Here is a 26,169-nt window from a genome sequence, read left to right as displayed (position 1 = left end):
GCGGCGAGGCGTCACGTCAGTCCTCTCCCTCGGACAACAGGATAGGAGCATCAACGAGATCGACGGCAGGCGTGGGGGGCTCGGCGACCCAGTCGCCGCCGAGGGTGCGGTAGACGCCGAGGCGGGCCAGGGCGACAGCGCGGCGCGCCCCCGAGAGGCTCGTCAGCACGCCCAGCCGGTTGCGCTGTGCGTCGAGGACGGCGGTGTAGTCGCCGATGCCCTGCTCGAAGCGTTCCGTCTGGAGCGCGTCCTGTGCACGGGCATCGTCGAGTTGGCTGCGGAGAAAGTCGAAGCGCTGGCGCTCCTCTTCGTAGCGTTCGAGTGCGCTCTCGACCTCCTGGTACGCCGTCAGGACCGTGCGGCCGTACACCGCAGCCTGCTGCGCGTAGGCGGCCTCGGCGGCGGACACGTTCGCGCGGAGGCGACCGCCCTGAAAGAGCGGCGCGGTGAGGTTCGCCGTCAGGCTCGAAAACCAGTTGTCGAGGTCCACAAGGTCGGCCGGTTCGAGACCCTGGATGCCGAGTTGCGCCGAGAGCGACACGGTCGGCAGCAGCGCCGCCTTGCGCGCGCCGACGGTGTAGCGCGCCGCCTCAAAGCGATACGCCGCCGCACGCACGTCAGGACGCTGAAGGAGGAGGTCCGACGGCTGGCCCGGTGGGACGGGATCGAGCGCGAGCCGCGGCGACAGCGTGTCGGGGAGAAGCGGACCGAGCCGCCCAGCGTAGCGCCCCGTGAGCACGGCGAGACGCCCCTCGGCGTCGGTGAGGTCCGCTTCGAGCGTTGGCAGGCTCGCCTGCGTTGTGCGGTAGTCCTGAAGGATGCGGTAGAGCTCGAACGACGTCACGAGGCCGCGCGTGTAGCGCTCCTCCGTCAACTCGACACGCTCGGCGAGGAGGTCGACCGTCGCCAGCGTGAGCACGATGCGGCGGCGCAGGTCCACGACCTCGAAGTAGGTCGAGACGACGGTAGCGATCACGCCGAGGCGGGCCGTCTGGAGGTCGGCGGCAGTCGCAGCAGCGCTCGCGTAGGCCGCGCGGGCCTCGTTGCGAATGCGACCCCAGAAGTCGAGCTCGTAGGACGCGGCAAGCGCGACGGAGTACTGCTCGAACGCGAGGCGGTCTGGGGGGGCCGGCCCCGTCTCGCCGCCGGGTGGTGCGCCCTCGCCACCTTCGCCCTCCTCTCCACCGCCACCCTGAAACGCGCTGAACTGGTTGTTCGTCGCCGACTGGTTCTGGTAGGAGCCGCTGCCGGTGCCGTTGAGGCCAGGGAACAGCGCCGCGCGGGCGATGCGGGCCTGCGCCGCCACCTGGTCCACCCGCGCGACCGCCTCGGCGAGGTCGAGATTGCCCGTGAGCGTCGAGTCGACGAGGCGGTTGAGCACCGGGTCCTGGAAGCCGGTCCACCAAGCCTGCGGATCATAGACGGCCAGCGTCTCAGCTTCAGCGAACGCCGTGGGCAGTGCCGCTACAGGTTCGGGCGCGCGCGATGCCGGGGCGAAGGAGCAACCTACCGTCCCGGTGAGGACGAAAAGTGACGCGAGTGCCCACGCCGCGACGCGCGGCCAGGACCGAGGCAGAATAAACACAGCAGAGACGTGCAGAGAAGAAGTGCACTGTTCTCTACAGCCGCCCTCACCGGAATGTTCGGCGCAACGACTGTTTCAGCGATTCCCCTACCCCACCACCGGCAACGCCAAGAAATCCGCGTTTGTCTGCGCCGCATCCCCGACGGTATCGATCCAGCCGCCCGCGAGCACGTCATCGCTGGGCGTGCCGTCAGAATTCACGTCGTAGAGCACGAGCGACTGCCCCGGCGTGATCGCATCGCGCGGCCCCTCGAAGACGACTTCGAGCGTATCGTCACCGGTCTGCCGGACAAGGCATGGGGCGCCCGCGTCCTTGTAGCGAATCTTGCCCCAGGCGCGCCGCTCACCCTCACGTCCAGAGTGGAAGTTCGGCACCTTCACGAAGTTGAGTTGCCGGGCCGTGAGCGTGCGCCCGGCGAGCGCCTCGCGCGGCCCGACGAAGACGGTGTTGGTCGCTGCGTCGATGCGGGTGACGTAGACCGGCTCACCGAGCGCGAGATTAAGCCCGCGCCGCTGCCCGACGGTGTAGAACGGAAAGCCCTCGTGCGTCCCGACGACCTCGCCGGTCGCTTCGAGGACGAAGGACCCGCCAGCGACGTCGTCCGCGAGACCGTGGACGCGGCGCTTGAGGAAGCCGCGGTAGTCGTTGTCTGGGATGAAGCAGATCTCGTAGGAGTCCGGCTTGTTGGCGACCTCGGTGAGGCCGAAGTCGGAGGCCATTTGGCGGATCTGCGGCTTCGTGTAGTGCCCGAGCGGGAAGATCGAGCGCGCGAGGTGCGCCTGCGGAAGGCCCCAGAGGGCGTAGCTCTGGTCCTTGTTCGTGTCGAGGCCACGCTGGATGACGTAACGCCCCGTGTCAGCGTCCTGGCTCACGCGGGCATAGTGGCCGGTGGCGATGAAGTCGCAGCCGAGGTCGTCGGCGCGGCGCAGGAGCGCAGCCCACTTGATGTGCGTGTTGCAGAGCACGCACGGGTTGGGCGTGCGCCCGGCGAGGTAGTCCGACGTGAAGCGGTCGATCACCCAATCGCCGAACTCCGAACGGATGTCCACGACAAAGTGGTGGAAGCCGCGCTTGAGCGCCACCGAGCGCGCGTCGTTCATCGACTCCAGCGAGCAGCAGCCGACCTCCTTGCCCGACGCCTTGTTCGCAGCGCGCGCGGCGGCCTCACGCGCCCGCGCCTCGGCCTTGCCGCCGGTCGTGGCAAAGTCCCACGTCTTCATCGTGATCCCGACGACCTCATAGCCCTCCTCGGCGAGCAGCGCCGCCGTGACGGACGAGTCGACCCCGCCGCTCATGGCGACGAGAACGCGCTTGGGTTGTGTGGTAGGCTGGGACATCGCAGTCGCTAGGAGCACCGAAGCTGGATGGTGTGTGAGGGTGAGGGCGTACGGATGTGTGAACGTTGACTTCGTTCATGCCTGCACACGTGCAAACGTTCACGCCTCGCCCCGTTCCCTTGCCGCAGTGCGGCGTGCAAGCTCTCACCCTTTCTTCGCTTGGGGCCTGCGCAGAACCGGCGTAGCGTCGGACGTTTGTTTCCACCCAAACCACCCCGCTGCCATGGCCATCGCCCCGCCCTCCCGTCGCGAACGCATCAAGTGCAAGGACGCCCCCGCCGCCATCGGTCCCTACAGCCAGGCCGTGCTGGCAGGCGGCACACTCTACTGCTCTGGTCAGATTGCCCTCCACCCGCAGACCGGCGCGATGGTGAACAGCGACATCGAGGAGGAGACAACGCAGGTGCTCGACAACCTGGGAGCCGTGCTGCGCGAGGCGGGCATGGGCTTCCGGCACGTCGTCCAGTGCACCGTATACCTCCGCGACATGAACGACTATGCCCGCGTCAACGAGGTCTACGCGCGCTACTTCAGCGCCGCCCCGCCCGCCCGCGAGGCCGTCGAGGTCGGCATGCTCCCGCGCGGCGCCTACGTCGAGGTGTCCTGCATCGCTGTGAAGTAGCGGCGGGCGCTAGCCGAGCGCTACGGCTGCACTTCGAACCGCAAGGTGACCCGCGCTTCCAACTCATAGTCTTGCGCGGCTGACGGGTCGGCGAGTGTGATCCGGAGCGTCGTGTTGAAACCAGACTGGTTTCGTAGCGAGGTGAGGTCCGTCGTCGCAATGCGAAGCACCTCGTCGTCATCCATCATCGTGACCTGGGCCGAACCGACGAGCAGGTCGCCGAAGAATAGCTCCGCTGAAGCGATCTCGTCGATGGAAGCATTGAGGGGCCGGTCGATCAGCAGTTCACCGCTGTCGGGGAGGCCACTGATCGACTCGACATCGTCGCGCGTGAAGCCGCCCAGCAACCCACCGTCGAGGAAGACGGAAGGCCCGGCGACCGTCGCCGTTCCGTTCCCGTCGAAGTCGCCTGCGTCGTAGGCGAAGATAAGGTCGTCAATGGCTGCGTCAACGAAGACGGTGTCGTCTTGGAACATCATGTCCTCGGCGGTATCGCAGCCGAGGATGAAGAGGGGCAGCGCGACGAGCAGGAGAACGATGCGCAGCAGTGCAGAGCGGCGGAGAGGGGTCATGGTGCGGAGCGAGGGCGTGCGAGTCGGGAGAAGGCGATGGAGAGGTGAACAGCAAGCCGTGCGGTACCACGCTGGCGTCACACGGCGCCGGGATCAGCCGTGGTGCAACATTCAGTCGTAGTGCAAAATAGCGTGGACAGGCGCCCCGTCGGGCAGCTTGGTGCGCCCGTCGAGAACGTCGAGTTCGATGAGGAACGCGAAGCCTGCTAACGTCCCCCCCGCTCGCTCCACGAGGCGTGCCGTGGCAGCGGCGGTCCCACCGGTCGCGATTACGTCGTCGTGGACGAGCACCTGCGCGCCGTCTCCCGCGTCGATGGTCGCGGCGAAGGCGTCGATGTGGATGTCGAGCGCGTCGGAGCCGTATTCGAGGGCGTAGGACTCGCGGGCGGTCTCGCCGGGTAGCTTGCCGGGCTTGCGCACAGGCACGAAGCCAGCCCCGAGCCGGTCGGCCAGCATCGCCCCGAGAATGAACCCCCGCGACTCGATTCCGACCACGTGCGTGATGCCCTGTCCGGCAAACGGCGCAACGAGCTGGTCGACGGCGCGGACGAGCAGCGCCGGGTCGGCCAGGATCGGCGTGATGTCTTTGAACTGGATGCCCGGCTTCGGGAAGTCGGGAACGGTGCGGACAGCCTCGGCGAGGGTCATCGGTTGGGGTGTGGCGGTACGGCAGTGTTGCGGTGTCGCAGTGGCCCGAGAAGGTACGCCACGCATGCTGTCGTCTTCGTCTCGTACCGTCTCGCTATCCCCAATCGCTCTTATACGCCGAGTTGGGTATACGCCGAGTTGGGCGACACCTCTCCACCGCCAAACCGCGACAAAAAATACCGGGAGGGGTCCTTGGTCGATGGAGGGTTTCGACGAAGAGACCACCTCCCGGCATTCACTCACCCACCATACAGCAGTCACATTCATGTACCACCATCAGTGACTGCTGAGGCCAGACCCTCTCGGGTCTGTTGCATGTCCCTGGCTTACGGGCCGGGGACAACCGGATCGCGCCTTACGGGGCGCGAGAATCGGAAAGAACGTCAGGTCGGGGTCGGCGCCGGGCGTGGCGCTCAGTCGCGGGCGGCGACGTGGTCGGGCGCGGTCGGGTCGAGACCGAGGCCGGCTTCGTAGCGCTCCTTGTAGTCGCGGATGGCACGGTAGAGGCCGCTGGCGAGCAAGTCCTGCCCCTCTTCGGAGGCGAGGAAGCGCGCTTCGTTGCGGTTGCTCAGGAAGCCGAGCTCGACCAAGACGGCCGGCATCGAGGCGCGCCAGAGGACGAGGAAGCCCGCCTGCTTGACGCCGCGGCTTCTGCGCCGGGCCCGCTCAGAGAACTGCCCTTCGATCAGCGAGGCGAGGTGCTCGCTTTCGGTCTGGTAGGCACTGGATGCCATCGACTGGAGCACCATCGACATGTCGCCGAGGCCTTCGTAGTGCGACTGATCCGCTTCGAGGTCGACGACGCTGTTTTCGCGCTCCATAATCTCGCGGGCATCGTCGGCCTTGTGCTGGCCGATGAAAAACGTTTCCGTGCCCCGTGCGCGGGCGCTGCCCGCCGCGTTGGCGTGGATCGAGATGAAGAGCTTGCCGCACTGTTCGTTGGCGATCCGGCCGCGCTCGTGGAGTTCCACGAAGCGGTCGCTGGTGCGGGTGTAGACGACGTTCATGCCGAGACGCTCCTCGACATACTGGCCGACCTTGAGGGCGACCGACAGCGTGACATCCTTCTCGCGGATGCCGTGGCCGTGGGTGCCGGGGTCGTGCCCGCCGTGTCCCGCGTCGATCACCACACAGTCGAGGCGCCAGTTCTCGCCGGTCTCTTCTGCGAAGAAAGGACTGACGGGCTGGGGCTCGGTGTAGGCGAGGCCGAGCAGCAGGTCATCGGTGTCGCGGTCCGGGTAGGCCGTAGCGGTGGCAGGGGCTGCTAGCTGGAAGCTGAGCACCACGCTGCCGTCACGGTTGCGTACAGAATAGTCCTGTACGATGCCAGTGGCTCCGTCGCGCTGCGCCCCCTCAACGAGGTAGGCATCCTGCACGACGAGCTCGACCAACTCGGGGGCGACCTGACGTACTTCAAACTGGGAAAGAACTCCCACTGTGTGCAGGCGCACCACGTAGCCTTGTCCGTCGGACCGCTCGGTGATCGAGACCCGCTGGATGTCGGCGCTGAGGGCCGGCAGTGCCGCAAACGCGGCCAGCGCGAGCAGGATCAGGGAGCGCAAGGAAGGAAGGTGGGTAGTGAGCTTGCAGAACATGGTCCCGGTTGCTGGGTGGACGAGCGGTCAGAGTGTGGACCGGACGTCACCATGCTCTTCAGTAGGCACGCCCGAACCGTTCACGAACACCGTGCCAGGTTTTTCCCTTCGAGCGATACTTGAAGGCCCGGCGCTCAAATATATATCAATACCGGCCCGGAAACCTCCGTTTCCGTGTTATCCACCTTAATGCCGACGTGCCAGCTTTGGGTGTAGGCGTAGTCTGACGCGGTAGAAACGTAACATTATGGGCGCGTTTCTACCGATTTGCTCCCACCTGGTGCGCGGCGATGGCCTCGGCGTAGAGCGCATCTACAGCCGCGACGTGGTCGGTCCAGCGAAATCCGTGCGCGACGCGCTCCCGCCCGGCTTTTCCCAGCCGAACGGCGAACTCGTAGTCATCGGCGAGCCGGTCCAGGGCGGAGGCCAGCGCTGCGTCGTCGCTAGGCGGAACGAGGAGGCCCGTTTCGCCATCGACAACAGAATCGAGGAAGCCCCCTGCTGCGCTCGCGACGAACGCGCGCCCGTTGGCTCCGGCTTCGAGGGCCGTCAGCCCCGCTGGCTCGGGCCATAGCGACGGCGCCAGCACGGCGCGCGCCTGAGTCACGATGCCCGCCACATCGCTCGGCTCCACCCACCCATGGAACGTGACGCAGTCTGCAATCCCCAACTCCTCCGCCAACGTCGGCAGCCGATCCGACAGTTCCCCATCACCGACCACGTCGAGGTGCAGCGGGGCCGTCGTTCGGGCGAGCGCACGCAGGAGCCAGTCGGCGCCTTTCACCTTGCTGAGACGCCCCACGAACGCAAAGCGTGGAACGCCCTCGGCGGGCGGCGGCGACACGTCGCGCGGTTCGGGGCCTGCGTGGAGGATGAGCCGCGTGCGCGATTCGGGATAGCCTGTGCGCCGCAGCCACTCGACCTGGAACGTGCTGATGGCATGCCAGTGCGCACGACCGCGCGCGTCATAGTCGTTACGGGTCTGCCCGAAGAGGCGTTGGAGGTTGGCGCGCTTCAGCGAGCCGCAGCGCTGCGTGACGTGGCTGGCGAGGCATGTCAGCCGGTTGTAGGACCGATCACAGGGCCGCCCGGCGCGGGCTAGGAATTTCTTGCCCGAGGGGCAGTATGACGTGTGGACGTGGAGCGTGCGGATGGCCGGTGCAGCATCGTAGACCTCAGGAGCGACCGCATAGTGCAGGTGGAGCGCATCGAGATCACGCGCGGCCGCAGCGAGTGCCAGGCCGTCGTTTACCACGGCCACCTCCCCCGCCCCGTCGATACCAGGCGCGCCCGAGAGCTTCAGCATCCGGACATCGTGCCCCGCCTCAACGTGGGTGCTAGCGAGGCGGCGAACGTAGTTCTCCAGCCCGCCTTTCGACCAGTGCGCGACGTAGTGCCCGATTCGCATCAGCCTGCCGTGCGCACTTCGTCCAGCCGAACCGTCGCGGCGAGCGGACTGTCGTGCAGCTTCGTGAGGCGATCTACGATGGCGTCGACGCTGCCGGTGGGCACGACGTAGCCGTTTTCGCCGTCGCGGACAATCTCGGCCATGCCGGTATCCTCCGTCACGATAGTCGGGACGCCGCAAGCGAGCGCCTCGGCGGGTGCGTAGGCCCAGCCATCCTCGTAGGTCGGATGTACGTGCGCGTCGGCGCGGTGGAGGTGCGGGAGCGGGTCCCCCGGCGCGAGGCGGATGCGCGGGTCAGCGGCGATCTGCTGGTCGAGGTACTGCCGCATGCCGCGCGTAGCCGGGCCGCCGATCAGAATCAGCTCGGCGCGTTCGATGGGCAACGCCCGGAACGCCTCGATGAGAAGCGGCACGCCCTTGCCAACGTTTACGCTGCCGCAATAGGTGATACGGAAGACGCCATCGTCGGTCCGCTCAGCAGGCGGCTGGTAGCGCGGATCGGTTTCGAGGACGACGCGACGGAGCTTCGACTCGGGGAAACCGCGCTCGGCGAACGATTGCCGCGAATAGTCCGATGCCACCCAGATCACATCGGCCTCGGCGTACTCGCGGAGCGTCTTCCTCCGCTGCGCCTCGCCGAGCCAAGAGTGGTCGAAACCATAGCGCTCGTGTGCCTCACCGTGGCGCGCTTTGAGGTTGTCGACGTGCGAGTTGGCCGCGTGCAGATGCGTCTCAGCACCGTGGACCTTCGCTGTCTGCATCGAGCGCAGCGCCTTGCCGACGAAGCCAACGAACCGCTCCGTGGGTGGCAGGGCACGCGCCACGCCTCGGTCGAAGAGGTCGCCCCCGACGTAGTCGCGTAGGCGTCGGCTGAAGCGCAGCGGCGTATAGCGGTAGAGCGCGCGCTCGTAGGGCACCGCGACAACCTGCCCCTCGGCATCTCCATCGGGTATGGCTGAAGCGAAGTAACGAACTGAGTGCCCGGCCTCACGCTCGGCCGTGATGAGTTGCGCGAGGTGCTGGCTCAGCCCACCGCGCTGGAACGGCTTCGCGGCGCAACTCAGGACGACATCGACAGGAGCGTTCTTGCTCATCGCACCCCCTCCGTTGCAATGCCGTACCAACCCCACACGCCCGCCTTGTTATCCTGAACTTGATTCAGGATCTCAACGGCTCGGGAGAGATGCTGAATCAAGTTCAGCATGACAATCAGGGAAGATCTAGATAACGAGGGATTAGACCTGGTCGTAGCCCCAGCGCTGCACGGCATCAAGGCCGGTGAGCGCGGCGAAGGCTTCCACGCCCGGCTTGAATTCGCGCTTCAGCCGCGTCACGAGCGCATCGTCGAGGCGCTCAGCGTCGCGGAGCACCACCTTCTGGTACGCCCCCTTCACCATCCGCTTGCGCACCGACTTGGGCAGTAGCGCTTTCGCAACGGCCTTGACGGCGGCGAACGGTCCGGCACCGTGCTCCAGCTTGTGGACGAGCCCTTGCGCGCGCCGCGACGTGACGACTTTGCCGCCCGTATTGTGCTGTTCGAATTCGGGAGCGAATTCGGCATCGACGCCGAGGTGCTCGAACACGCGGCGCACCGTGCCGGGGTTGTCGGCCTTGAAGTCGTCGAAGAGGAGCACGAGGACCTGCTCCTCTGAGAAATGTCGGTAGACCCGTTCGAGGTGCTCGGCGTACTTCACGCGCTCGCGGTAGAACAGGAATTCGGGGACGAGGCAGCCGTCAGGAATCTGCTCGCCGCGTTTGCGCGCGTCTTCGAGGTCTAGCGCCCGCTCGAAGTCCTGCTCGGCCTCGCCCTCTTTGATAGGGTTCTTGAGCATCTGCACGTGGTAGGAGCGCAGAAAGCTCACCGGCTCGCGGAAGATGGCGATCAGCCGTGCATCGGGATCGAACGCTGCGATGTTGGAGATCGCCTCGTCGGAGTAGAGGTAGCACGCGCTCGCATCGCCGCAGCGCTGGTTCGGCTCGGCACCGGCGAACATGGCGAGGTAGTCGGCCTCGGGACGCGGGTGGAAGAGACCCGCCGGGTCGGGGTCGCGGCAGAAGTCGGTCGCGAAGTAGTTCGGCTCCTCCGGGCGACACACGAAGAGGTCCGGGTGCTGCTCCAAGAAGCGGCTCATCGCCGTGGTGCCGCTCTTCGAGTTGCCGACGATGAAAAACGACGGGCGCGCCGTCTGCTGCACCGTTTGCGCCGATTTCTTCTGTTCTACGCTGCTCTGGATCGTGGTCATTGCCTTCAGCAGTCTCTCATTCTCCCCTACGTGTCATGCTGAACTTGATTCAGCATCTCAATAGAAGCGTCAGAGATCCTGAAACAAGTTCAGGATGACAAAAATGCGAGTTCTCGATTCAGCGTTGCTACCCTCAGTATTGTCTAAGCTCTACGCCTCGGCGAGTTCGAGCTTCGCGGGCGGCGGCGTGGCGGGACGCGGGGCGTCCTTGTACCACAGCTTCACGAGGTCGCGGTCGATGACTCCGGCGAGGTGTTCGACCTCGTCGCGGAAGTGGGCCTTCAGCCAGGCACGCGTCTCGGCCTGCATCAGCGGCTGCTTCTTGTGCGTGACGTTGCGACGCAACACCTTGTGAAACACCTTGCGCCGGAGCCCCTGCGGCGTGAGCGCCTTGATGACGGTGCGCAGTGCGGGCAGCGAGTCGTGCTTGAGCATGAGCCGGTGGAGCGTATAGCTCTTGATCTCGCGGCTGCTGTTGACGACCTCGAACGACGCCTTGAACGCGGTGTCTTTCACGCCAATGAACTCGAGCGACTCGCGGTAGACCTTCGCCACGTCGGCCTTGATGTCGTCGAGGAGGACGATTTTGACCTGGTCGCGCGGGAAGACGTCGAGGTAGCGCTGCACCTGCTCGGTGTACTTGGCCACCTCGGTGTGGAAGATGCGCCGGGCGCGTACGCCACGCTCCGCATCAAGATCGCGCATCGACTCGAACTCGGCCTTGCGCTCGTCTTGGTTGGCGAGGGCTTCCTCGAACGTGAGCGGCTTCACCGCACCGACGTTCGTCTCGTAGAGCACCCCGTTGGGCACGAGGTCGCGTACCCACATGAACATGTTGTAGAGCGAGTACATCATGCTCGCGGGTTCGCGCAGCATGATGATGATCTTCGCGTCGGGGTTGTGCGCGTAGATCTCCTCGGCAGCCTTTTTCGAGTAGAGGTACCACACCGAGGCCTCGCCGGTGAGTTGGCCGGGAGCCGCACCCTTGAGCTTATCGTAGTACCAGTTGAGGTCGCGCCGCCCCCCGCGGTAGAACTCGGGGCGGAGGTCGCTGCCGAAGTGGTGCGGCTCCTTGAACGGGAGGTGGAGTTCGGGGTGCTCGCCGAGGTACTCGAAGAGCGCAGTGGTGCCGCACTTCGGGGCACCGACGATGACAAATTCCGGGATCGGCATGAGGGTCGGGTCGGAGGGTGAAACCGAGCGGCGGATCGGCGGAGAGGGCTAGTTACCCCGGTCGAAGATGTTGAGGAACAGCAGCGTCAGCGCAGCCACAGAGGTCGTCACGGAGAGCACGTCGCGCCAGTAGAGGCGGGCGCGCACGCGGACCTGCACCGAGAGGATGTCGTTCTCCGTCACAGGCGGCGGGACGGCCGTGCCACGCTCTACGTCGGCGAGTTGCGCTTCGAAGAGGAGGTCGCGGCCGTTGGTACCCTCGCGGGAGAGCCGAACGATGGCTTCCTGGGTCCGCCCTTCCTCGTCCGTGCCGATGACGGGACCACCGGCCACCGAGAGCACGTCGAGGAGTTCCATGGTGCGTGGCACGCGGTAGCGCCCGGGCTGCCGGATGGCGCCCCACACGTCGATTTCCATCGCGGGGATGCCGGGCGGGACGTAGCTGTAGACAGCGGCAAGACCAGTGCCCCCGTCGATGCCAGGGGTCCCGCTCTGCGCGAAGGCTTGGGAGACCGTGAACGGCGCAAGGAGCGCGCAGAGGAGGAGGACGCGCCGGAGCGCGGAGGGCAGCAGCATCGGGGTGTGGTCAGATGCGGGGGGATACAAAAAGCGGCGGGCGAGAGCGGCTTCTCGCCCGCCGCGCAGGGGGTCAAGCCAACCGGCTCAGGCGTCGGCGGAGGTTTCCTTCTTGGCGAGGGTGGGCACACGGGCCGTGCCCGCCCCATCGCCGCTGACGCCGCCTTGCAGCTTCATGAAGTCGGCGAAGTCAGCAGAGCGCCCGCCGTAGCTGTCGCCATACTTGTAACCGTAGCCGTAGCCGTAGCCGTAGGACTCGCCACTCTCCTTCATGCTGTTGAGCACAGCGCCGATGACCGGGGCGCCCGCGTCGCCCGTGGTGAGCAGCAGTTCGCGTGCACGCTGCAGCGACCGCCAGCTCGTCTCTTCGGCACGGGCCACGAGGAGCGTCGCGTCGCAGTAGGTGGCGAGCAGCACGGCGTCGGTGACGGCCAGGATCGGCGAGGTGTCGAGGATGACGACATCGAACTCCTCGCGGGCTGCCGCGAGCAGCTGCTCCATCTTATGCGAGCCGAGCAGTTCGGCCGGGTCTGGCACGACCTGCCCCGCGGGCAGCACGTAGAGGTTGTCGAGGTGGTTGTCGAAGCGGCCCCAGTCGATGTGGAGCGGGCGGCGGTAGTTCTCCCAGTCGATGGGGGCGTCCTGGAAGAGCAACTCGGCGAGGCCGCGGTCGCGGTTGACGCCGAGGAGGCGGTGGCCTGTCGGGCGGCGCAGGTCGGCGTCGATGTAGAGCGTACGCTTGCCCGCCTGCGCGAGCGCAATAGCGAGGTTGACGGCGGTTGTGGACTTGCCTTCGCCCGGACCAGGGCTCGAGATCATAATCGCCTCCAGCTTCGAGTCAGGGAGGCTGTACTGCACGCTCGTGCGGAGGTGGCGGAACGCCTCCGTGACCGACGATAGCGGGTGCATCGCAGCGACCACCAACGAGGACACCTCGCGTCCTTCCACGTTGACGAACGGCTGCCCGTTGAAGTGCTTCTTGACGAGGCCGCGCAGGTCTGGGATCGTACCGAGGAGGCTAAACCCATGGCCCTTCACGTCCTCCGGCACGCGGATGCGGTGGTCGGTGGCGTGGCGGAGCAGCGCCAACCCGAAGGCCAGCACGAGGCCCAGCATCGCGCCGAGCAGGAGGTTCTGCGGGATGTTCGGCGACATCGGGGCCGCTGGCGTTAGCGCGACGCGGAGCAGCTCGACGTAGCTCACTTCTGACTGGGCCTGCGTGCGAGCGTCGTTGTACTTCTCCTGCAGGATCAGGAACGACTCGGTCGCCACGGCGAGGTCGCGCTCCAGGCTGGCCAGCGTCGCCTGCTGGCTGGGCAGTTCGCGGAGCCGCTGGTCGTTGCGCGCCTGCTGCGCACCGAGCGCGGCCGCCTGCAACTGCAGCCGCGAGATGTCGAGTTCGAGCCCGAGGGCTTCCTGCTTTTTGACAGCGAGACCCGCCATCGCATCCCCGTCGAGCGAGATGTCGGCGAGCGAGAGGCTCTCCTCGACGAGTTGTTCGCTGAGCACCTGGATCTGCTGGCGCGCCTGTTGGATCTGCCGCTGCAGCTGCATCACCTCAGGCACACCGGAGGGGTCCTGAAGCAGCGCCGGGTTGTTGGCGTAGTAGGAGCTGAGCGTTGTCTCGAAGCCCGTGATCTTGTCCTTGAGCGCGTCGATCTCGCGCTGCGTCCCGGAGGCGGTCGCGCTGACGAGTGACGGCGTGACCGCGGCCAGCTGGTTGTTCAGGGCGTTTAGTCGGATCTGCGCCGTCTGACGCTCTACGTCCGCGTCACTAATTGCGATGCCGAGCTCGGTCGAGCGCTGCACAGCCGTCTCAGCCTCCGTGTCGAGGGCAACAAAGCCTTCGCGCTCTTTAAATACGGTGATCTCCCGGTCGAGCGCGCGCAGCTGGGCTCGCTTGCTCGCCACCTGGTCCTCCAGGAACTCACTGGCGGCTTCGCGGCCGGCGGCCGACTTAGAGCGGGCGTACTCGCGGTATTCCTCGGCGTAGAACTGCGCCATGTCGCGCGCCACGCGACGGTTGTGGTGCTTCGCCCCGATGCGGATCATGTCCACCTGCGGGTTGAGCGGCGCAATCGTCACAAAGCCGAGTTGCTGCATCCCGATGGCGACGGCCTGGTTGACGTCCGTCTCCGGGTTGCGCATCATCGCGTCGAGGCGCTCCTGCGTGGCCTCGTCCTTGATCAGTTCGCGCGAGTTGTATCGCTCCAGGAGACGCTCTGCGACGCGCTCGCCGATGGAGAGCGACTGCCGCAGCGTCTCGATTTCGTTGGCGAGCGTGCGCGTCTCGCGCATGCCGAGGATGCCCTGGATCGGGTCGCCGCCGGTGCGCTGCGTGTCGATGGAGACGATCGCGCCGGTGGCATAGATCGGCGTCTGGAAGTAGGTCCAGGTAGCCACCGCGCCAAAGGTCACCATCGCCGTGAGCGCCATCACAAGCCAGTTGCGCTTGAGCATCTGCGCAAAGGCCGCTGCGCTAAAGGCGGTAGTGCTGGAAGCCGTGGCGGCCGAGGGTCCCGTCTTTTTAGTCGGAGTAGACATACAGGGAGGTAGTGTCGCGGGAGGTCGAGAGGACGAACGGTGCAACCGCCGCTCGTCGCGTGCAGCAAGTCACGCGACGGGACCAGCGGACGCAGGGTCAGCTGGCGCCCTTGCGCGAAAGAACGGTCGGGACGGTGCGCGCGAGGAGGTACAAATCCAGTGCCATCGACCAGTTGCGGACGTAATGGACGTCCAGATCGCAGCGGCTGCCGAACGAGAACTCATTGCGGCCGAGCACCTGCCAGAGGCCGGTGATGCCGGGCAAAGTACGGAGGATCATTCGCTCCTTCCCGGTCATCTCGGAGAGTTCATTGGGCATGTAGGGACGCGGTCCGACGAGGCTCATGTCGCCGCGCAGCACGTTGAAGAGCTGCGGCAGTTCGTCGAGGCTGAGCTTGCGGAGCCAGTGCCCCACCGACGTCACGCGGGGGTCGTTGGTGAGCTTCTTAAACTCGGCGTACTCGGCGGCCGCCTCGGGATCGCGGTCGAGCACCTCCTGAAGCCGCTCGTGCGCGCCGACGTACATGCTGCGAAACTTGAGGCACCGGAACAGATGGCCGTCCCGTCCGATGCGCTCCTGGGCGTAGAAGATGTCGCCCTTCGAGTCGAGCCGGATCAGCAGGCCGATGAGCGCCAGCACCGGAGCCAGCAGCACGATCGCGATCAGGGAGAGCACAATGTCGATGACCCGCTTGACGCGCTGGTGCATCGGGTTGAGCAGGTGGTCGCGCACCTCGAAGGCGAGCACGCCGCTAAAGTCGCGGGCCGTCACCGAGAGGCTTGCGAAGCCGAACAGGTCCGGCACCACAAGGACGCGCTCGAAACCGCTCGCGTGCTCTTCCATGAGTTCGAGGAGGTGCTCGCGGTCAGCCGACGGCATCGCCACGATGGCGTACGGGACGCGGAGGCGGCGCGCGTAGGTCGAGGCCCGCGAGAGGCGTCCCACCACGGGCACGCCGCTAATCTCGCGAGGGGCTCCCTTCGTGTCGGTGAAGACGGCGACCGGCCGGAGGCCAAGCTCCGGGCGGCCCTGCAGGATGCGCACGATGCCTTTGCCGGTCCGCCCCGCTCCGAACACGACGACGGCGCAGCTCCACCACGACTTCGAGCCGAAGAAGGAGCGGGCGAGCGCACGCGCGAAGGGCACCGTCGGGATGGCGAGCACCCAGGCAAGCGCAAGCGTCCCCACCATCGGCGACACCTTGCCGAGCACCGACATCAGCACCGTTGCCACGATCAGGTACGCGAGCGATGAGGCGATGCTCAGGCTGCGCACCTCCTTGACCGGGGGCAGCGGGAACGTGGCGTAGCAGCCAAACGCCGCGAACATCACGAGCGCCATGACGACGGTTGCCACGGCCACGCGCAGGTTTTCCTGGGCCGCGCCGATGGCCTCCATGAAGACCATGGCCAGCCCGATGCAGAGCGCGAGCGTCACCGCATCGAAGAGCATCAGCACCAGCGTGCGCGCCCATGGGCGGACGGGGGCGCGGAGCACGCGCGGCCTCACGGCCGTCGGGGCAGAGGTGCGGACGCCCTCGCCGTGGGACGGCGCGTCGGGACGGATCAGTTCGAGTACAGGACTCATGGCTACGAGAGCGAAGGGAGGGCGTCGGAGGGGGTGGGCAGCATGGCGGACTGCACCGGAGAGCGGAGGATCTGCTCGGCGTCGCCGTCGCGGCTGAAGGCCAGCCAGGCTTGGTCGAGCAGGTCGGCGAGCCGTGCACGGAAGCGTTCGGCGGCGAATGTCTCGGCGTGGGCGCGGATCGCGTCGGGGTCGAAGCGCGCGTCGTCCTTCTCAAATCGAGAAATTGCAGCGACGAGAGCCTCGGGGGTTTGCTGGTCAAAGAAGATGCCAGTCTCGTTTTCTCGCACGGTTTCGAGCGCCCCGCCCCGTCCGTAGGCGATGACCGGGGTGCCGCACGCCTGCGCCTCGACCGGCGCGATGCCGAAGTCTTCGAGCGCGGCGAACACGAAGGCGCGAGCCTCGCGAAGCGTAGACTCGAGTACCTCCAGCGGCTGGTGCCCAAGCAGGTCCACGTTCGGCGTCGCGATGGCTTGCAGGCGACCCATCTCGGGACCGTCCCCTACCACCACGAGCCGCTTGTTGGGCATTTGGGCGAAGGCCTCAACGATGAGCCGGATCTTCTTGTAGGGCACGAGCCGCGAGCAGGTACAGTAGTAGTCGTCCCGGTCGTAGCCAACGGTGAAGCGCTCGACGTTGACAGCGGGGTGCACCACGGCGGCGGGCCGGCGGTAGAGCTTGCGGATGCGCTTGGCGACGTAGTGCGAGTTGGCGACGTAGAGGTCGGGCCGGTCTGCCGTCGCCGCGTCGAACGTCCGCATGTAGTGTAGGATGAGGCGCGCAAGTTTGCCTTTGAGACTGTGTTCGAGTCCCCCTTCGCGGAGGTACTGGAACTGCAGGTCCCACGCGTACCGGATCGGGCTGTGGACGTAGCTCACGTGGAGCTGCTCCGCAAACGTGAGCACGCTCTTGGCCACGACATAGCTCGACGAGAGGACGAGGTCGTAGGCCGTGAGGTCGAACTGCTCGATGGCGAGCGGCGTGAACGGCAGGTAGTTGCGGTAGCCTTTGCGCGCGAACGGCAGCCGCTGGATGAACGAGGTCTTGACCTCGCGCCCGCCCAGGAAGTCCCGTTGGTCGTCTGGGAGGAACTCGATCAGGCTGTGCAGATCGGCCTCGGGCAGCACCGCAATCATCTGCTCCAGCACGCGTTCTGCCCCGGCATAGACCGGGAGCCAGTCGTGCACGATGGCTGTGCGACTGGGCTGAAGGCGGCTGAGGGCGGGGCGTGCAGCGCCGGGTAGGGCGACCATGGCGAGAGGGGGCCATGTACTAGAGAAGGACAGACTCGTCCTGCCACCGTACAACAGCGGCTCCAACCTCTTTCAAATCGGCCAGATGTAACAAAAGTGTTACGATCTAGATCTTTGTCTAAGATGGATAGTCGAGGCCGCCCTGTTAGTCCCGCGTTCCCCTCCACGGTGAGCAGAGGGACGGCAGGCGCTCACCAAAAACACGGGGTAAACGAGTATAGTCCCCCCTCATCTTCAAGTCAACCAAACCGACCATGGCGCCTCAGTTCTAGGCAAGTCTCCATGTCCAGCAGTCACCAAGCCATTCTGAGAGGACTTACCCCCGAACCGCCCGGCGCAGCGCGAGGAGCAGGCCGACATGGATGCCCTCATGCAGGTTGTTGAAGTGCAGCGCCGTCTCAAACGAGTCAAGCGTGATACCTGTCGAGGTCGGGTAGCGCCTGAAGCTGGCGAACCGTCCCGCCGCATGATCCTCGGCGAGGCGAAGCGGGAGGTCCGTGAGCAAGGTGCGGACATGCGCCACGTCGGGCTTCCAGCCATTGGGCCAGTCGCGGGGGCTGGTGCCCTTGCGGCAGCGCGCCACGAGGACGTCGTCCACGAATAGCGGTAGCCCGGACAAGCCATAGTGCAGCAGTTGCTGCGTGACGGCGAGATGTGCGAGGTGCCAGAGCGCGTGGTTGTTCCACCCATCCGGGATCGTCCGCAACTCGGCGTCGGTGAAGCTGTCGGCGATGCGCAGCACGAAGCCGCGTGTCTCGGCGAGCAGGGCGATGGCGGGGTGAGGGGCTGACATGCGCGTCTCAATGCGGCCGGGAACGAGAAAGCGAGGAGCCAAGGACCTGTGGACGATGCGAGCCTGGGACGGTAGCGCAGAGGTCGAGGGCCTGCTTGGAACTTACCAACCCAGCCACGGAGCGGGAAAAGCTAGCACGTGGTCGGGTCAGGCAGAATGCTGCGGCTGAGCACGGCGCGAGGTCGGCCCACCTCCCACAGCCACGCCGAGTGATCTGGACTCGTGCCCTAGGATCGCCCCTCCGCTAGAGAATCGAGCGACGGTGCCATGCCCGTGCGCCGCCTCATCGCTGAGGCCAGCATCATCATCTCGCCGACGTTTTCGAGCGTGAGCAAGCCCACGAGCGCGCCTTCCTGATCCACAACCGGCAGCATCGAGACGTCGTCGGCCTGGAGGCGTTCGAGCGCCTGGTCGAGCATGTTGCCCGCGTTGACGGGCGCCGGGGCGGGCAGCATCACCTGCTGCACGCGCGTCTGCATCGTCTGCTCGGAGAGGGCCTGCACGAGACGCTTGCGCGTGAGCACGCCCACCATCTGCCCGTCCTGAATCACAGGGAAATCCTGCTCCGAGACGGCCAGCAGCAGGTCTACGGCGTCCTGGAGCGTCTGCCACGGGTGGAGGTCGTGGTAGTCGGTCACCATCGCCTGGCGCACGTGCACGCCGCGCGTGGCAACGCGAAGCTGCGTAGCGCTCGACTCCTGCTGGGCGCCGAGGTAGACGAAGAGCGCGATGAAGAGCAGGAACGGGTTGAACTGGATCAGCCCGAAAAAGCCAAAGACGATGGCCATGCCTTGTCCCACACTAGCCGCGATCTGCGTGGCGCGCGGGTAGTCGAGCTTCAAGGCGAGGAGCGCTCGGAGCACGCGCCCGCCGTCCATCGGGAAGGCCGGGAGCAGGTTGAAGACGAGCAGCGCCACGTTGATCCACATGAGGCTGGGCAGGAAGTAGTCTGCCGGAGCCGCGAGCCCGCCGAACTCGTTGAAGTCGGGCAGGCTGCCGCGCGTGACGAGATAGCCCCCTGCGATGAGGCCCGCGACCACGAAGTTGACTGCTGGCCCGGCAAGCGCCACAACCAACTCCTGCCGCGGCTTCTCAGGGATGCGTTCCAGCCGCGCCACCCCGCCGATGGGATAGAGCGTGATGTCGCGGGTTGGCACGCCGTAGCGCCGGGCTGCGAGCGCGTGGCCGTACTCGTGCAGCACCACGCATGCGAACACGGCGAGGATCAGCCCAACGCCCGCCAGCGCCGTGGCGAGGTCGTTGCCACTGAGGACGTAGTAGACGAACGCGCCCGCGATCAGAAGCAGGAACGTCCAGTGCAGAAAGACGTCGATGCCGACGAACCGGCCGACGCGGAGCGAGCCGCCCATGACGACGAGAGCGTAGTGAAGCCGATAGGGTGAGGCTCCTTCAAACCCGCCCGGCCCCCGGATTGTTCGGTGTGCTCACCGCTCCACCCCGGTTCACGCTTCACCCTGGTCCGAGCTACACGGCGGTTCGAGCTACACGATCTCGACGAGTTCGAGCGCGAACGTGAGGTCCTCGCCCGCGAGCGCATGGTTGGCGTCGAGCATGACGGTGTCATCGGCGACCTCCACGACGCGCACGGGAACGTGCTGCCCTTCGGGCGTCTGGAGATGCAACTCCTGCCCGACTTCCGGGACGACGCCCGCCGGGAACTGGTCGCGTCCGACCTCCAGCACCATTTCGGGGCGTGGCTCGCCGTAGGCCTGCGCCGCAGGAATCGTGACGGTCTTCGAAGCGCCAACCTCCATGCCGGTCACGGCGACGTCGAAGCCGGGGATGACTTGGCCGCTACCGAGGGTGAATTCGAGCGGCGCGCGGCCCTCGGACGAGTCGAACTGGGTGCCGTCGGCGAGGGTGCCGGTGTAGTGGATGCGGACGGTCTGGCCGGTGGCAGCGGTAGGCATGCGATGGGGCGCGATGGTGGGGAAAAACGCCGCGCACGGTGCCTGGCGTGGAATCCTGACGCGCCGCGGTGGCGTCGGCACGGGGCACCTCCTATGCGGTTCCAACCTGCCTCTGCTCTTCGCCCCGACTTCGCCCGCCATGTCTACCCTCTCCGATCCGCTGTCCGACCGAGACGCGGTCCTTCTCCCGCTGCGCCCCACGCTTCCTGCCGAGGCGCGCTACGCTGAAGCGGCTCCCGGCGTCCCGTTGCCGGACGACCTCGAAGCGTTTCAGACGCGCACGCTCCGCCCGCTGCTAAAGCTCCAGAATCCCCTGCTTCTCGCGCTCGTCGCCGACCACCTCGGACGCACCACGCCGGGCTTCCCCGACTTCGCCCCAGCCGACCAAGAGGAGCGCCTCGTGAAAATGCTCCGGCAAGACGCGCGGTTCAAGCGCACGCTCTATGGCTTCGTTGCAGGGCTGTGCACGGAGCCAGAGTTCGCGTTCTTCCTGCACCACCGCGCGGAAGTGCGACGGCGGATGCTCGCGCTGGTCACGGAGCGGCTGCGGAGCCAGACAGCCACGCTAGCCGCGCTGATCCAAGACCGGACCCACGACTCGTAGACACGTTGGGAACCTCATCTCTTTTATTTGTTACAACAATTAAATTCTTTCATCCAGCCCCTATTTGCCATGTCAACGCCAATCACGGGCCTGCACCACGTCACCGCCCTCGCCGGGCCGCCCCAGCGCAACCTCGACTTCCACGTCGGCACGCTCGGCCTCCGGCTCGTCAAGCGCACCGTCAACTTCGATGCGCCTGATGTCTACCACCTCTACTACGGCGACCGCGTCGGCACGCCCGGCTCAATCCTCACCTTCTTCCCGTTCCCGATGGCGGCGGCAGGCAAGCTTGGCGTCGGCGAGTCGATCGCGACGGCCTTCGCCGTCCCCACGGGGGCCCTCGACGCCTGGATGAACCGCTTCGCCGACCTCGCCGTCGACTTCGACGTGCCGACGGAGCGCTTCGGCCAGCGCGTGCTCGCCTTCCGCGACGCCGACGGCATGCCGTTCGAACTCATCGAGACGGTCGGCCTGACCGCCGAGTCGAACGAGACCGAGCGTGTCTGGACCGATGGCCCTGTCGACGCCGAAGCGGCCATCCGCCGCTTCCACAGCGCGACGCTCCTCGTCGACCGCCCCGCAGAGACGGCGCGCATCCTCACCGACGTGTTTGGCTATGAGGAACGCGCGACGGAGAGCCACCGCACGCGCTTCACCGTCGCGGGCGAGGGCGCGGTTCACATCGACCTGCTCACCCCCGACCAGATCACGACGCGCGGGCGCTCTGGCCATGGCACGACGCACCACGTCGCTTTCCGCACGCCCGACGACGAGACGCAGGCGACCGTCCGCGAGCAGCTGATGAGCCTCGGCCTCGGCGTCACGACCGTGCAGGACCGCAACTACTTCCGCTCGCTCTACTTCCGCGAGCCGAGCGGCGTGCTCTTCGAGGTCGCCACCGACCCGCCGGGCTTTCTCATCGACGAGGACCTGTCGACGCTCGGCACCGCGCTCAAGCTGCCGCCGCAGTACGAGTCGCGCCGCACCCACCTCGAAGCGTCGCTCCCGGCGCTGAGGGACCCGGTCGTGGCAGCCTAGCGCGGTGAGGCGGTGAGGCGGTGAGGCGGTGAGGCGAAGGTGCCTCTACCTAGTCGTCGTATCAAGCTTAAAGCACCGCAACACCGCCTCACCCTGTAGCACCGCCGCACGCCCTACAATGGGCGATTGAGTGTGATGTGGTACACCGGCTGGCGCTCTTCGAGCAGCACGTGCCAGGTGCCCTCGGCCTGCATCTCGGCGAGAACGCGCCCCATCAGTCCCGAGAGGTGGTCCCAGTACGCGCCGGTCAGCAGCGCCGTCTCGCGCTCGCGAGCGCGGTGCACAAATGCGTCAAGAGGCGCTGCTGTGCTGTCGGGCGCGGTCGGGTGGTAGAAATAGCGCGTGTACACGAGGTCGACGCACGTGCCGTACTCGTGGCTCGACGTGCCTGAGGTGGCGTTGCGGTTGACCTTGCGGAGGTCGGCCTGGCTCGCCCCCGTGCGCAGGGCCGACGAGATGGCGTAGCGGAACGGCGGCAGGCCCTGCTCGGCGAGCCGTCTCTGGAAGCGACGCCCGATTTCAGCGAGGGCCTCAATCGCAGCAGGCGTGACGAACGGCGCCGAGTGCTCCAGCACGACGACCGTGTAGTGCTCCGTATCGACGAGTGGCACGAGTCGCCCGGCTTCAAGATGCTGTTGCAACTCCGTGTCGGAGGAGACTGGAGCCACGCCGAGACGTCGGCCTGCGGCGAGGTGCGCGCTGTACGACGGGCGGTAGGGCCGGTCGCGTAGGCGGCGTTGCTCCTCGTTGTCGAGGGGGCGGATGCGCTCCAGCGCGGCATGCTGCCTCTGCATGACCGTGTCGAGCGAATCGAGCGCGGCGGCGAGGACGGCATCTGTGATCCCCGCCGACGATGCCGGGTCCGTAGACGCCGTCTCGGCGCAGCCTGCGAGGAGCACCAGCGAGGCGAGGAGTAGCGATCTGGCGCGCATTACTCTACCTCGATGAGACCGCACGCAACGGCTGGCCCGGCATTACCGAGCGGCTGCGTGTGGAGGTCGTCGAGGCCCGCACGGACGACGACGGCGAGGCCGAGCGCGCGGTCGAACGGGAGGTCGGGCACGATGCGGTCGTAGCGCCCGACGGGGTCGCGGTGGCGGATGCGGAGGTTGCCGAGGTCGCCGGGGCGGCGCGCTTCGGCCGGCGCAAGCGGTCCCCCGTGGGGGCGGTCCCGCGTGTCGAACGTGGGGGCGCCGGGCACGGCCGCGCAGGCGACGGCGTCGACCACGTGAAAGCCATATTCACCCGGCGCGAGGCCGTCGACGCGGGCGAGGAGCCGTGTGCCTTCGCCCATGCGCTGCGCGATGACCTGCCCCGTCACGCCGCTGCCGTCCACAGCGTCCAGCCGGGCCACAGCGTCCAGCCGGGCCAAAGCGTCGGTCGGCTGCGCGTACAACGCAGCAGGCATGGAAACGAGGAGCGCAAAGAGGCGGAACATGCACGCCCTACCCCGCGCCCGTCCTGCGGTTTCGCTCGCGCTTCGCCTTCGTGCCCCGCTCCCCTCGCAGCCGCCGCTGTTGCTGGGTGTAGCTTCCGCGCCTACTCCTCCGCTCCATGCCTGACACCCACCTCCACGTCGACACTCTTGCGATGCGCTACGGACGGCGCGTGCTCTTCCGCGCGCTATCGTTCGAGGTGGCGGGCGGTACCTCGCTCGCGGTGACGGGCGCGAACGGCTCTGGCAAATCGACGCTGCTGAAGATCCTCGCGGGCCTCGTCTCGCCCGTGCGTGGCACCGTCCGCCTCGTGCTCGACGGCGCGGACGTGCCGACGGCGCAGCGCCCGCGTCGCGTTGGCCTGGCAGGCCCCTACCTCGGCCTCTACGACGGCTACAGCGCCCGCGAGACGCTCGCCTTCCTTGCCGAGGCTCGCGGCCTGCACGATGCGCCCATCCTCGCCCTGCTCGACCGCGTCGGCCTCGGCCCCCGCGCTGACGACCGCGTGGGGACCTTTTCCTCCGGCATGCAACAGCGGCTCCGCCTCGCTACGGCGCTCCTCGCCGCGCCGCGGGTGCTGCTCCTCGACGAACCCGGCGCGACGCTCGATGCGGAGGGCCGCACGCTGATTCGGAACATCGTCGCCGGGCAGCAAGCTGCAGGCACGCTCGTCGTCGTGGCCACGAACGACCCGGCCGAGGCGGCGCTGTGCGACCGGTCCATCGCCATCGCAGCCTAAACCGGGGGCATTGCCTGCGGAGCGCGGTACTGTGCTATAGCACCCACGTGGCGTCGTCTTCCAGCTGGCGGGCGAGGGCACGCTTCATCAGCCTATCGTGGAGCGCGCGGACCGGCTCGCCCTCGGCGGGATGACGCTGGACGTAGTGGCCGTCCTGCCGTAGGTCCCACGCGAGTCGGTTGTCTTCCAGGCAGCACTTCAGCGTGCTGACGAGCCGCCCCTGCAGGTGCGGGTCGAGGACGGGCGCGATGGCCTCGACGCGGTCGTCGAGGTTGCGGCGCTGCCAGTCGGCGGAGCCGGTGAAGAGCTCTGGCTGGCCGTCGTTGTGGAAGTAGTAGATGCGGCTGTGCTCCAGGAAGCGCCCCAGGATCGAGCAGAGGCGGATGTTCTCCGAGACGCCGGGGAGGCCAGGACGCAGGCGGCAGTGCCCGCGCACGATCAGGTCGATCTCGACGCCCGCCTGGCTGGCTGCGTAGAGCTTCTGGATCATCCCCACATCGTCCAGGGCGTTCATCTTCGCCACGATGCGGCCCCGTTTGCCGGAGCGGACGATTTCAATTTCCCGATCGATGAGCGCGTAGAACGCCGGGCGCATGGCGCGCGGGGCGATGAGCAGCCGCTCATACTCCTGCTCGTAGGCGTAGCCCGTGAGGACGTGGAAGAGGCTCACGAGGTCGCGCCCGACGACGGGGTCGCAGGTGAGCAGGCCGAGGTCGGTGTAGAGCCGTGCGGTCTTCGGGTTGTAGTTGCCCGTGCCGATGTGGCAGTAGGTGCGCAGGCCGTCCTCCTCCTCGCGGATCACGAGCGTCGTCTTGGTGTGCGTCTTCAGCCCGACGAGGCCGTAGGTGACATGGACGCCCGCCTTTTCGAGCTGCTGCGCCCACTCAATGTTGTTCTCTTCGTCGAAGCGCGCCTTCAGCTCCACGAGCGCGGCGACGAGCTTGCCGTTCTCGGCGGCCCGCTTGAGCGCGTCGATAATGGGCGAGCCCTTGCTGGTGCGGTAGAGCGTGAGCTTGATCGCGAGCACCTTCGGGTCATCGGCGGCCTCTTCGATGAACCGCTGGACGCTCGCCGCGAACGACTCGAACGGGTGGTGGACGAGCAGATCGCCCGCGCGGATGGCGGTGAAGATGTCGGCCTCCTCTTCGCTCGCGCCTCGGTGGCGGAGGCGGACCGGCACCGTCGGCTCCCAGTCGGGGAAGCGATGGGTCGGCAGGTCGAAGTCGGCGATGCCGTGTAGGTCGGTGAGGTTGAGCAGCGTGCGCGACTCGTAGACGTCGGCGGCGTCGAGTTCGAGCTCGCGCATGAGCAGGTGGCGCACGCGCTGCGGCATCGCGGCCTCCACTTCGAGGCGGACCACATCGGCGAAGCGGCGCTCGCGGACCTCTTCGGAGATCATCGCGAGCAGGTCGTCGGCTTCCTCCTCGTTGCGCCGGAGGTCAGCGTTGCGCGTGACGCGGAAGGCGTGCACGGCCACGACCTCCATGCCGCGGAAGAGCACGTGCGCGTTGTGCCGGATGAGGTCTTCGAGCGGGACAACCTCATGGGGACGGTCCGGGAGTGGCACCCAGCGACCGCGCCTGGGCGGCACCTTGAGCCGCGCGAAGTGCTCCGTACCCCGCACCGGATGCCGGACGAGGATCGCGAGCGAGAGCGACAGGTTCGAGATGAACGGGAACGGGTGCCCCGGGTCGACGGCAAGCGGCGTCAGGATCGGGAAGACCTGGTCGAGGAAGTACTGGTCGAGCGCGGCGCGGTCTTTCTTCGACAGCTCCGCGTAGCGGTGGATCTGGACCCCGGCGCGCTCGGCGAGGGCCGGGCGGATGGCCTGCTCCCACGTCTCCGCGATGGCGTCGATCACGGGCAAGACGGCGGCCCGCGAGAGCGCGAGTTGCTCGCCGGGCGAGCGGCCGTCCGGGGAGGGGATCCGCACGCCGGCCCCGAGCTGCCGCTTCAGCCCGCCCACGCGCTTTCGGAAGAACTCGTCGAGGTTGGACTCCGTGATGGCGATGAACCGGGCGCGCTCCAGGAGCGGCAGCCGCTCATCCTGCGCCTGGGCGAGCACGCGCCAGTTGAAGTCGAGCCAGGACAGCTCGCGGTTAAAGAGCAGGCGGGGGTCGTCTAGGTCCGGGTTGTCCGGGACGTCTTGCGGCACCACGGCGCGAGGCACCGTCGGCGAGCGGGCTGGCGGCGGCGGCTCGGCCTCCAGACGGATGGGCTCCGAGAGATCGCCGTATAACTTGACCCAGCGCACGTCGGCGTCAGACCCCTCGGTCTCCGGCATGCGGGCGGCCCCGGTCTGGGTCGTTCCAGCATGGGTCGCCTCTGCGCCGGGCGGCGGGGTCTCAGGGGCCTGACGAGGGGCGGGCGTCTCGGACATAGGGCAGGAGAAAGACAGAGCACAAACAAGATGCGCATACACGCGAGGTGCTCAATCTAGTTCGATCTGGCCCGGCCGTGCCACCCGGGCACTCGCTGTCAGGGGA

General features: G+C 67.0%; 23 protein-coding genes. 4 read left to right on the top strand and 19 right to left on the bottom strand.

Going from position 1 to position 26,169, the window contains the following annotated elements:
• Nucleotides 1-16: 16 nt before the first annotated feature.
• Together AAFU51_09235 and mnmA are read right to left on the bottom strand one after the other, a co-directional pair.
• Nucleotides 17-1,585: a TolC family protein gene (locus AAFU51_09235; protein ID MEO1571440.1), complete on the bottom strand. Its 1,569-nt coding sequence runs from the start codon at nucleotides 1,583-1,585 to the stop codon at nucleotides 17-19.
• 87 nt (nucleotides 1,586-1,672) lie between these two features.
• Nucleotides 1,673-2,923, bottom strand: coding sequence for a tRNA 2-thiouridine(34) synthase MnmA (gene mnmA, locus AAFU51_09230; protein MEO1571439.1), 1,251 nt, complete (start codon nucleotides 2,921-2,923; stop codon nucleotides 1,673-1,675).
• Nucleotides 2,924-3,146: 223 nt separating this feature from the next.
• On the opposite strand from mnmA, the gene AAFU51_09225 reads away from it, so the two are divergent.
• Complete coding sequence (locus AAFU51_09225; protein MEO1571438.1) at nucleotides 3,147-3,545, top strand: RidA family protein; 399 nt, start codon at nucleotides 3,147-3,149, stop codon at nucleotides 3,543-3,545.
• Between the two features lie 20 nt (nucleotides 3,546-3,565).
• Here the strand turns inward: AAFU51_09225 and AAFU51_09220 are convergent, their stop codons facing one another.
• From AAFU51_09220 to AAFU51_09155, 14 genes are all read right to left on the bottom strand, one after another.
• Nucleotides 3,566-4,117 carry a hypothetical protein gene (locus AAFU51_09220; GenBank protein ID MEO1571437.1) on the bottom strand — a complete coding sequence of 184 codons (552 nt, stop codon included), beginning with the start codon at nucleotides 4,115-4,117 and terminating at the stop codon, nucleotides 3,566-3,568.
• A 111-nt stretch (nucleotides 4,118-4,228) separates the two neighbouring features.
• Nucleotides 4,229-4,765, bottom strand: coding sequence for an adenine phosphoribosyltransferase (locus tag AAFU51_09215; GenBank protein MEO1571436.1), 537 nt, complete (start codon nucleotides 4,763-4,765; stop codon nucleotides 4,229-4,231).
• Nucleotides 4,766-5,178: 413 nt separating this feature from the next.
• Nucleotides 5,179-6,327: an N-acetylmuramoyl-L-alanine amidase gene (locus AAFU51_09210; protein MEO1571435.1), complete on the bottom strand. Its 1,149-nt coding sequence runs from the start codon at nucleotides 6,325-6,327 to the stop codon at nucleotides 5,179-5,181.
• 292 nt (nucleotides 6,328-6,619) lie between these two features.
• Nucleotides 6,620-7,768: a glycosyltransferase family 4 protein gene (locus AAFU51_09205; GenBank protein MEO1571434.1), complete on the bottom strand. Its 1,149-nt coding sequence runs from the start codon at nucleotides 7,766-7,768 to the stop codon at nucleotides 6,620-6,622.
• Nucleotides 7,768-8,862: a glycosyltransferase family 4 protein gene (locus AAFU51_09200; GenBank protein MEO1571433.1), complete on the bottom strand. Its 1,095-nt coding sequence runs from the start codon at nucleotides 8,860-8,862 to the stop codon at nucleotides 7,768-7,770. Before AAFU51_09200 ends, AAFU51_09205 begins: the two co-directional genes overlap by 1 nt.
• A 141-nt stretch (nucleotides 8,863-9,003) precedes the next feature.
• A complete protein-coding gene (locus AAFU51_09195; GenBank protein ID MEO1571432.1) occupies nucleotides 9,004-10,011 on the bottom strand; it encodes a sulfotransferase in 1,008 nt (335 codons plus the stop codon).
• A gap of 150 nt (nucleotides 10,012-10,161) precedes the next feature.
• A complete protein-coding gene (locus AAFU51_09190; protein MEO1571431.1) occupies nucleotides 10,162-11,184 on the bottom strand; it encodes a sulfotransferase domain-containing protein in 1,023 nt (340 codons plus the stop codon).
• Between the two features lie 48 nt (nucleotides 11,185-11,232).
• Nucleotides 11,233-11,760 carry a hypothetical protein gene (locus AAFU51_09185; GenBank protein ID MEO1571430.1) on the bottom strand — a complete coding sequence of 176 codons (528 nt, stop codon included), beginning with the start codon at nucleotides 11,758-11,760 and terminating at the stop codon, nucleotides 11,233-11,235.
• Between the two features lie 87 nt (nucleotides 11,761-11,847).
• Nucleotides 11,848-14,304: a polysaccharide biosynthesis tyrosine autokinase gene (locus AAFU51_09180; protein MEO1571429.1), complete on the bottom strand. Its 2,457-nt coding sequence runs from the start codon at nucleotides 14,302-14,304 to the stop codon at nucleotides 11,848-11,850.
• Nucleotides 14,305-14,401: 97 nt separating this feature from the next.
• Nucleotides 14,402-15,892, bottom strand: coding sequence for an undecaprenyl-phosphate galactose phosphotransferase WbaP (wbaP, locus tag AAFU51_09175; protein ID MEO1571428.1), 1,491 nt, complete (start codon nucleotides 15,890-15,892; stop codon nucleotides 14,402-14,404).
• Nucleotides 15,893-15,894: 2 nt separating this feature from the next.
• Complete coding sequence (locus AAFU51_09170; GenBank protein MEO1571427.1) at nucleotides 15,895-17,142, bottom strand: glycosyltransferase family 4 protein; 1,248 nt, start codon at nucleotides 17,140-17,142, stop codon at nucleotides 15,895-15,897.
• 316 nt (nucleotides 17,143-17,458) lie between these two features.
• Entirely contained in the window at nucleotides 17,459-17,935 is a 477-nt protein-coding gene (locus tag AAFU51_09165; GenBank protein MEO1571426.1) for a DinB family protein, read from the bottom strand.
• Nucleotides 17,936-18,162: 227 nt separating this feature from the next.
• Nucleotides 18,163-19,305, bottom strand: coding sequence for a site-2 protease family protein (locus tag AAFU51_09160; GenBank protein ID MEO1571425.1), 1,143 nt, complete (start codon nucleotides 19,303-19,305; stop codon nucleotides 18,163-18,165).
• A 132-nt stretch (nucleotides 19,306-19,437) separates the two neighbouring features.
• Nucleotides 19,438-19,866: a peptidylprolyl isomerase gene (locus tag AAFU51_09155; protein MEO1571424.1), complete on the bottom strand. Its 429-nt coding sequence runs from the start codon at nucleotides 19,864-19,866 to the stop codon at nucleotides 19,438-19,440.
• 139 nt (nucleotides 19,867-20,005) lie between these two features.
• On the opposite strand from AAFU51_09155, the gene AAFU51_09150 reads away from it, so the two are divergent.
• Both AAFU51_09150 and AAFU51_09145 read left to right on the top strand, forming a co-directional pair.
• On the top strand, nucleotides 20,006-20,470 hold the full coding sequence (locus tag AAFU51_09150; protein MEO1571423.1) for a hypothetical protein: 465 nt from the start codon (nucleotides 20,006-20,008) through the stop codon (nucleotides 20,468-20,470).
• Between the two features lie 69 nt (nucleotides 20,471-20,539).
• Nucleotides 20,540-21,508, top strand: coding sequence for a ring-cleaving dioxygenase (locus AAFU51_09145; protein ID MEO1571422.1), 969 nt, complete (start codon nucleotides 20,540-20,542; stop codon nucleotides 21,506-21,508).
• A 113-nt stretch (nucleotides 21,509-21,621) separates the two neighbouring features.
• Here the strand turns inward: AAFU51_09145 and AAFU51_09140 are convergent, their stop codons facing one another.
• A complete protein-coding gene (locus AAFU51_09140) occupies nucleotides 21,622-22,440 on the bottom strand; it encodes a DUF5715 family protein (protein ID MEO1571421.1) in 819 nt (272 codons plus the stop codon).
• Nucleotides 22,440-22,916: a superoxide dismutase family protein gene (locus AAFU51_09135; protein MEO1571420.1), complete on the bottom strand. Its 477-nt coding sequence runs from the start codon at nucleotides 22,914-22,916 to the stop codon at nucleotides 22,440-22,442. The genes AAFU51_09140 and AAFU51_09135 overlap by 1 nt, the downstream gene beginning before the upstream one ends.
• A 146-nt stretch (nucleotides 22,917-23,062) precedes the next feature.
• On the opposite strand from AAFU51_09135, the gene AAFU51_09130 reads away from it, so the two are divergent.
• Nucleotides 23,063-23,683, top strand: a complete 621-nt coding sequence (locus AAFU51_09130; GenBank protein ID MEO1571419.1) for an ABC transporter ATP-binding protein — start codon at nucleotides 23,063-23,065, stop codon at nucleotides 23,681-23,683.
• Nucleotides 23,684-23,717: 34 nt separating this feature from the next.
• Here AAFU51_09130 and ppk1 read toward each other — a convergent pair whose 3' ends face one another.
• A complete protein-coding gene (gene ppk1 / locus AAFU51_09125; GenBank protein ID MEO1571418.1) occupies nucleotides 23,718-26,063 on the bottom strand; it encodes a polyphosphate kinase 1 in 2,346 nt (781 codons plus the stop codon).
• Between the last annotated feature and the right edge of the window lie 106 nt (nucleotides 26,064-26,169).

The sequence above is a fragment of the Bacteroidota bacterium genome (assembly GCA_039821555.1).
Classification (GTDB): domain Bacteria; phylum Bacteroidota; class Rhodothermia; order Rhodothermales; family Rubricoccaceae; genus JBCBEX01.
Note: the sequence above shows the minus strand (reverse complement) of the source record. Positions and strands in the feature narration are given on the sequence as shown.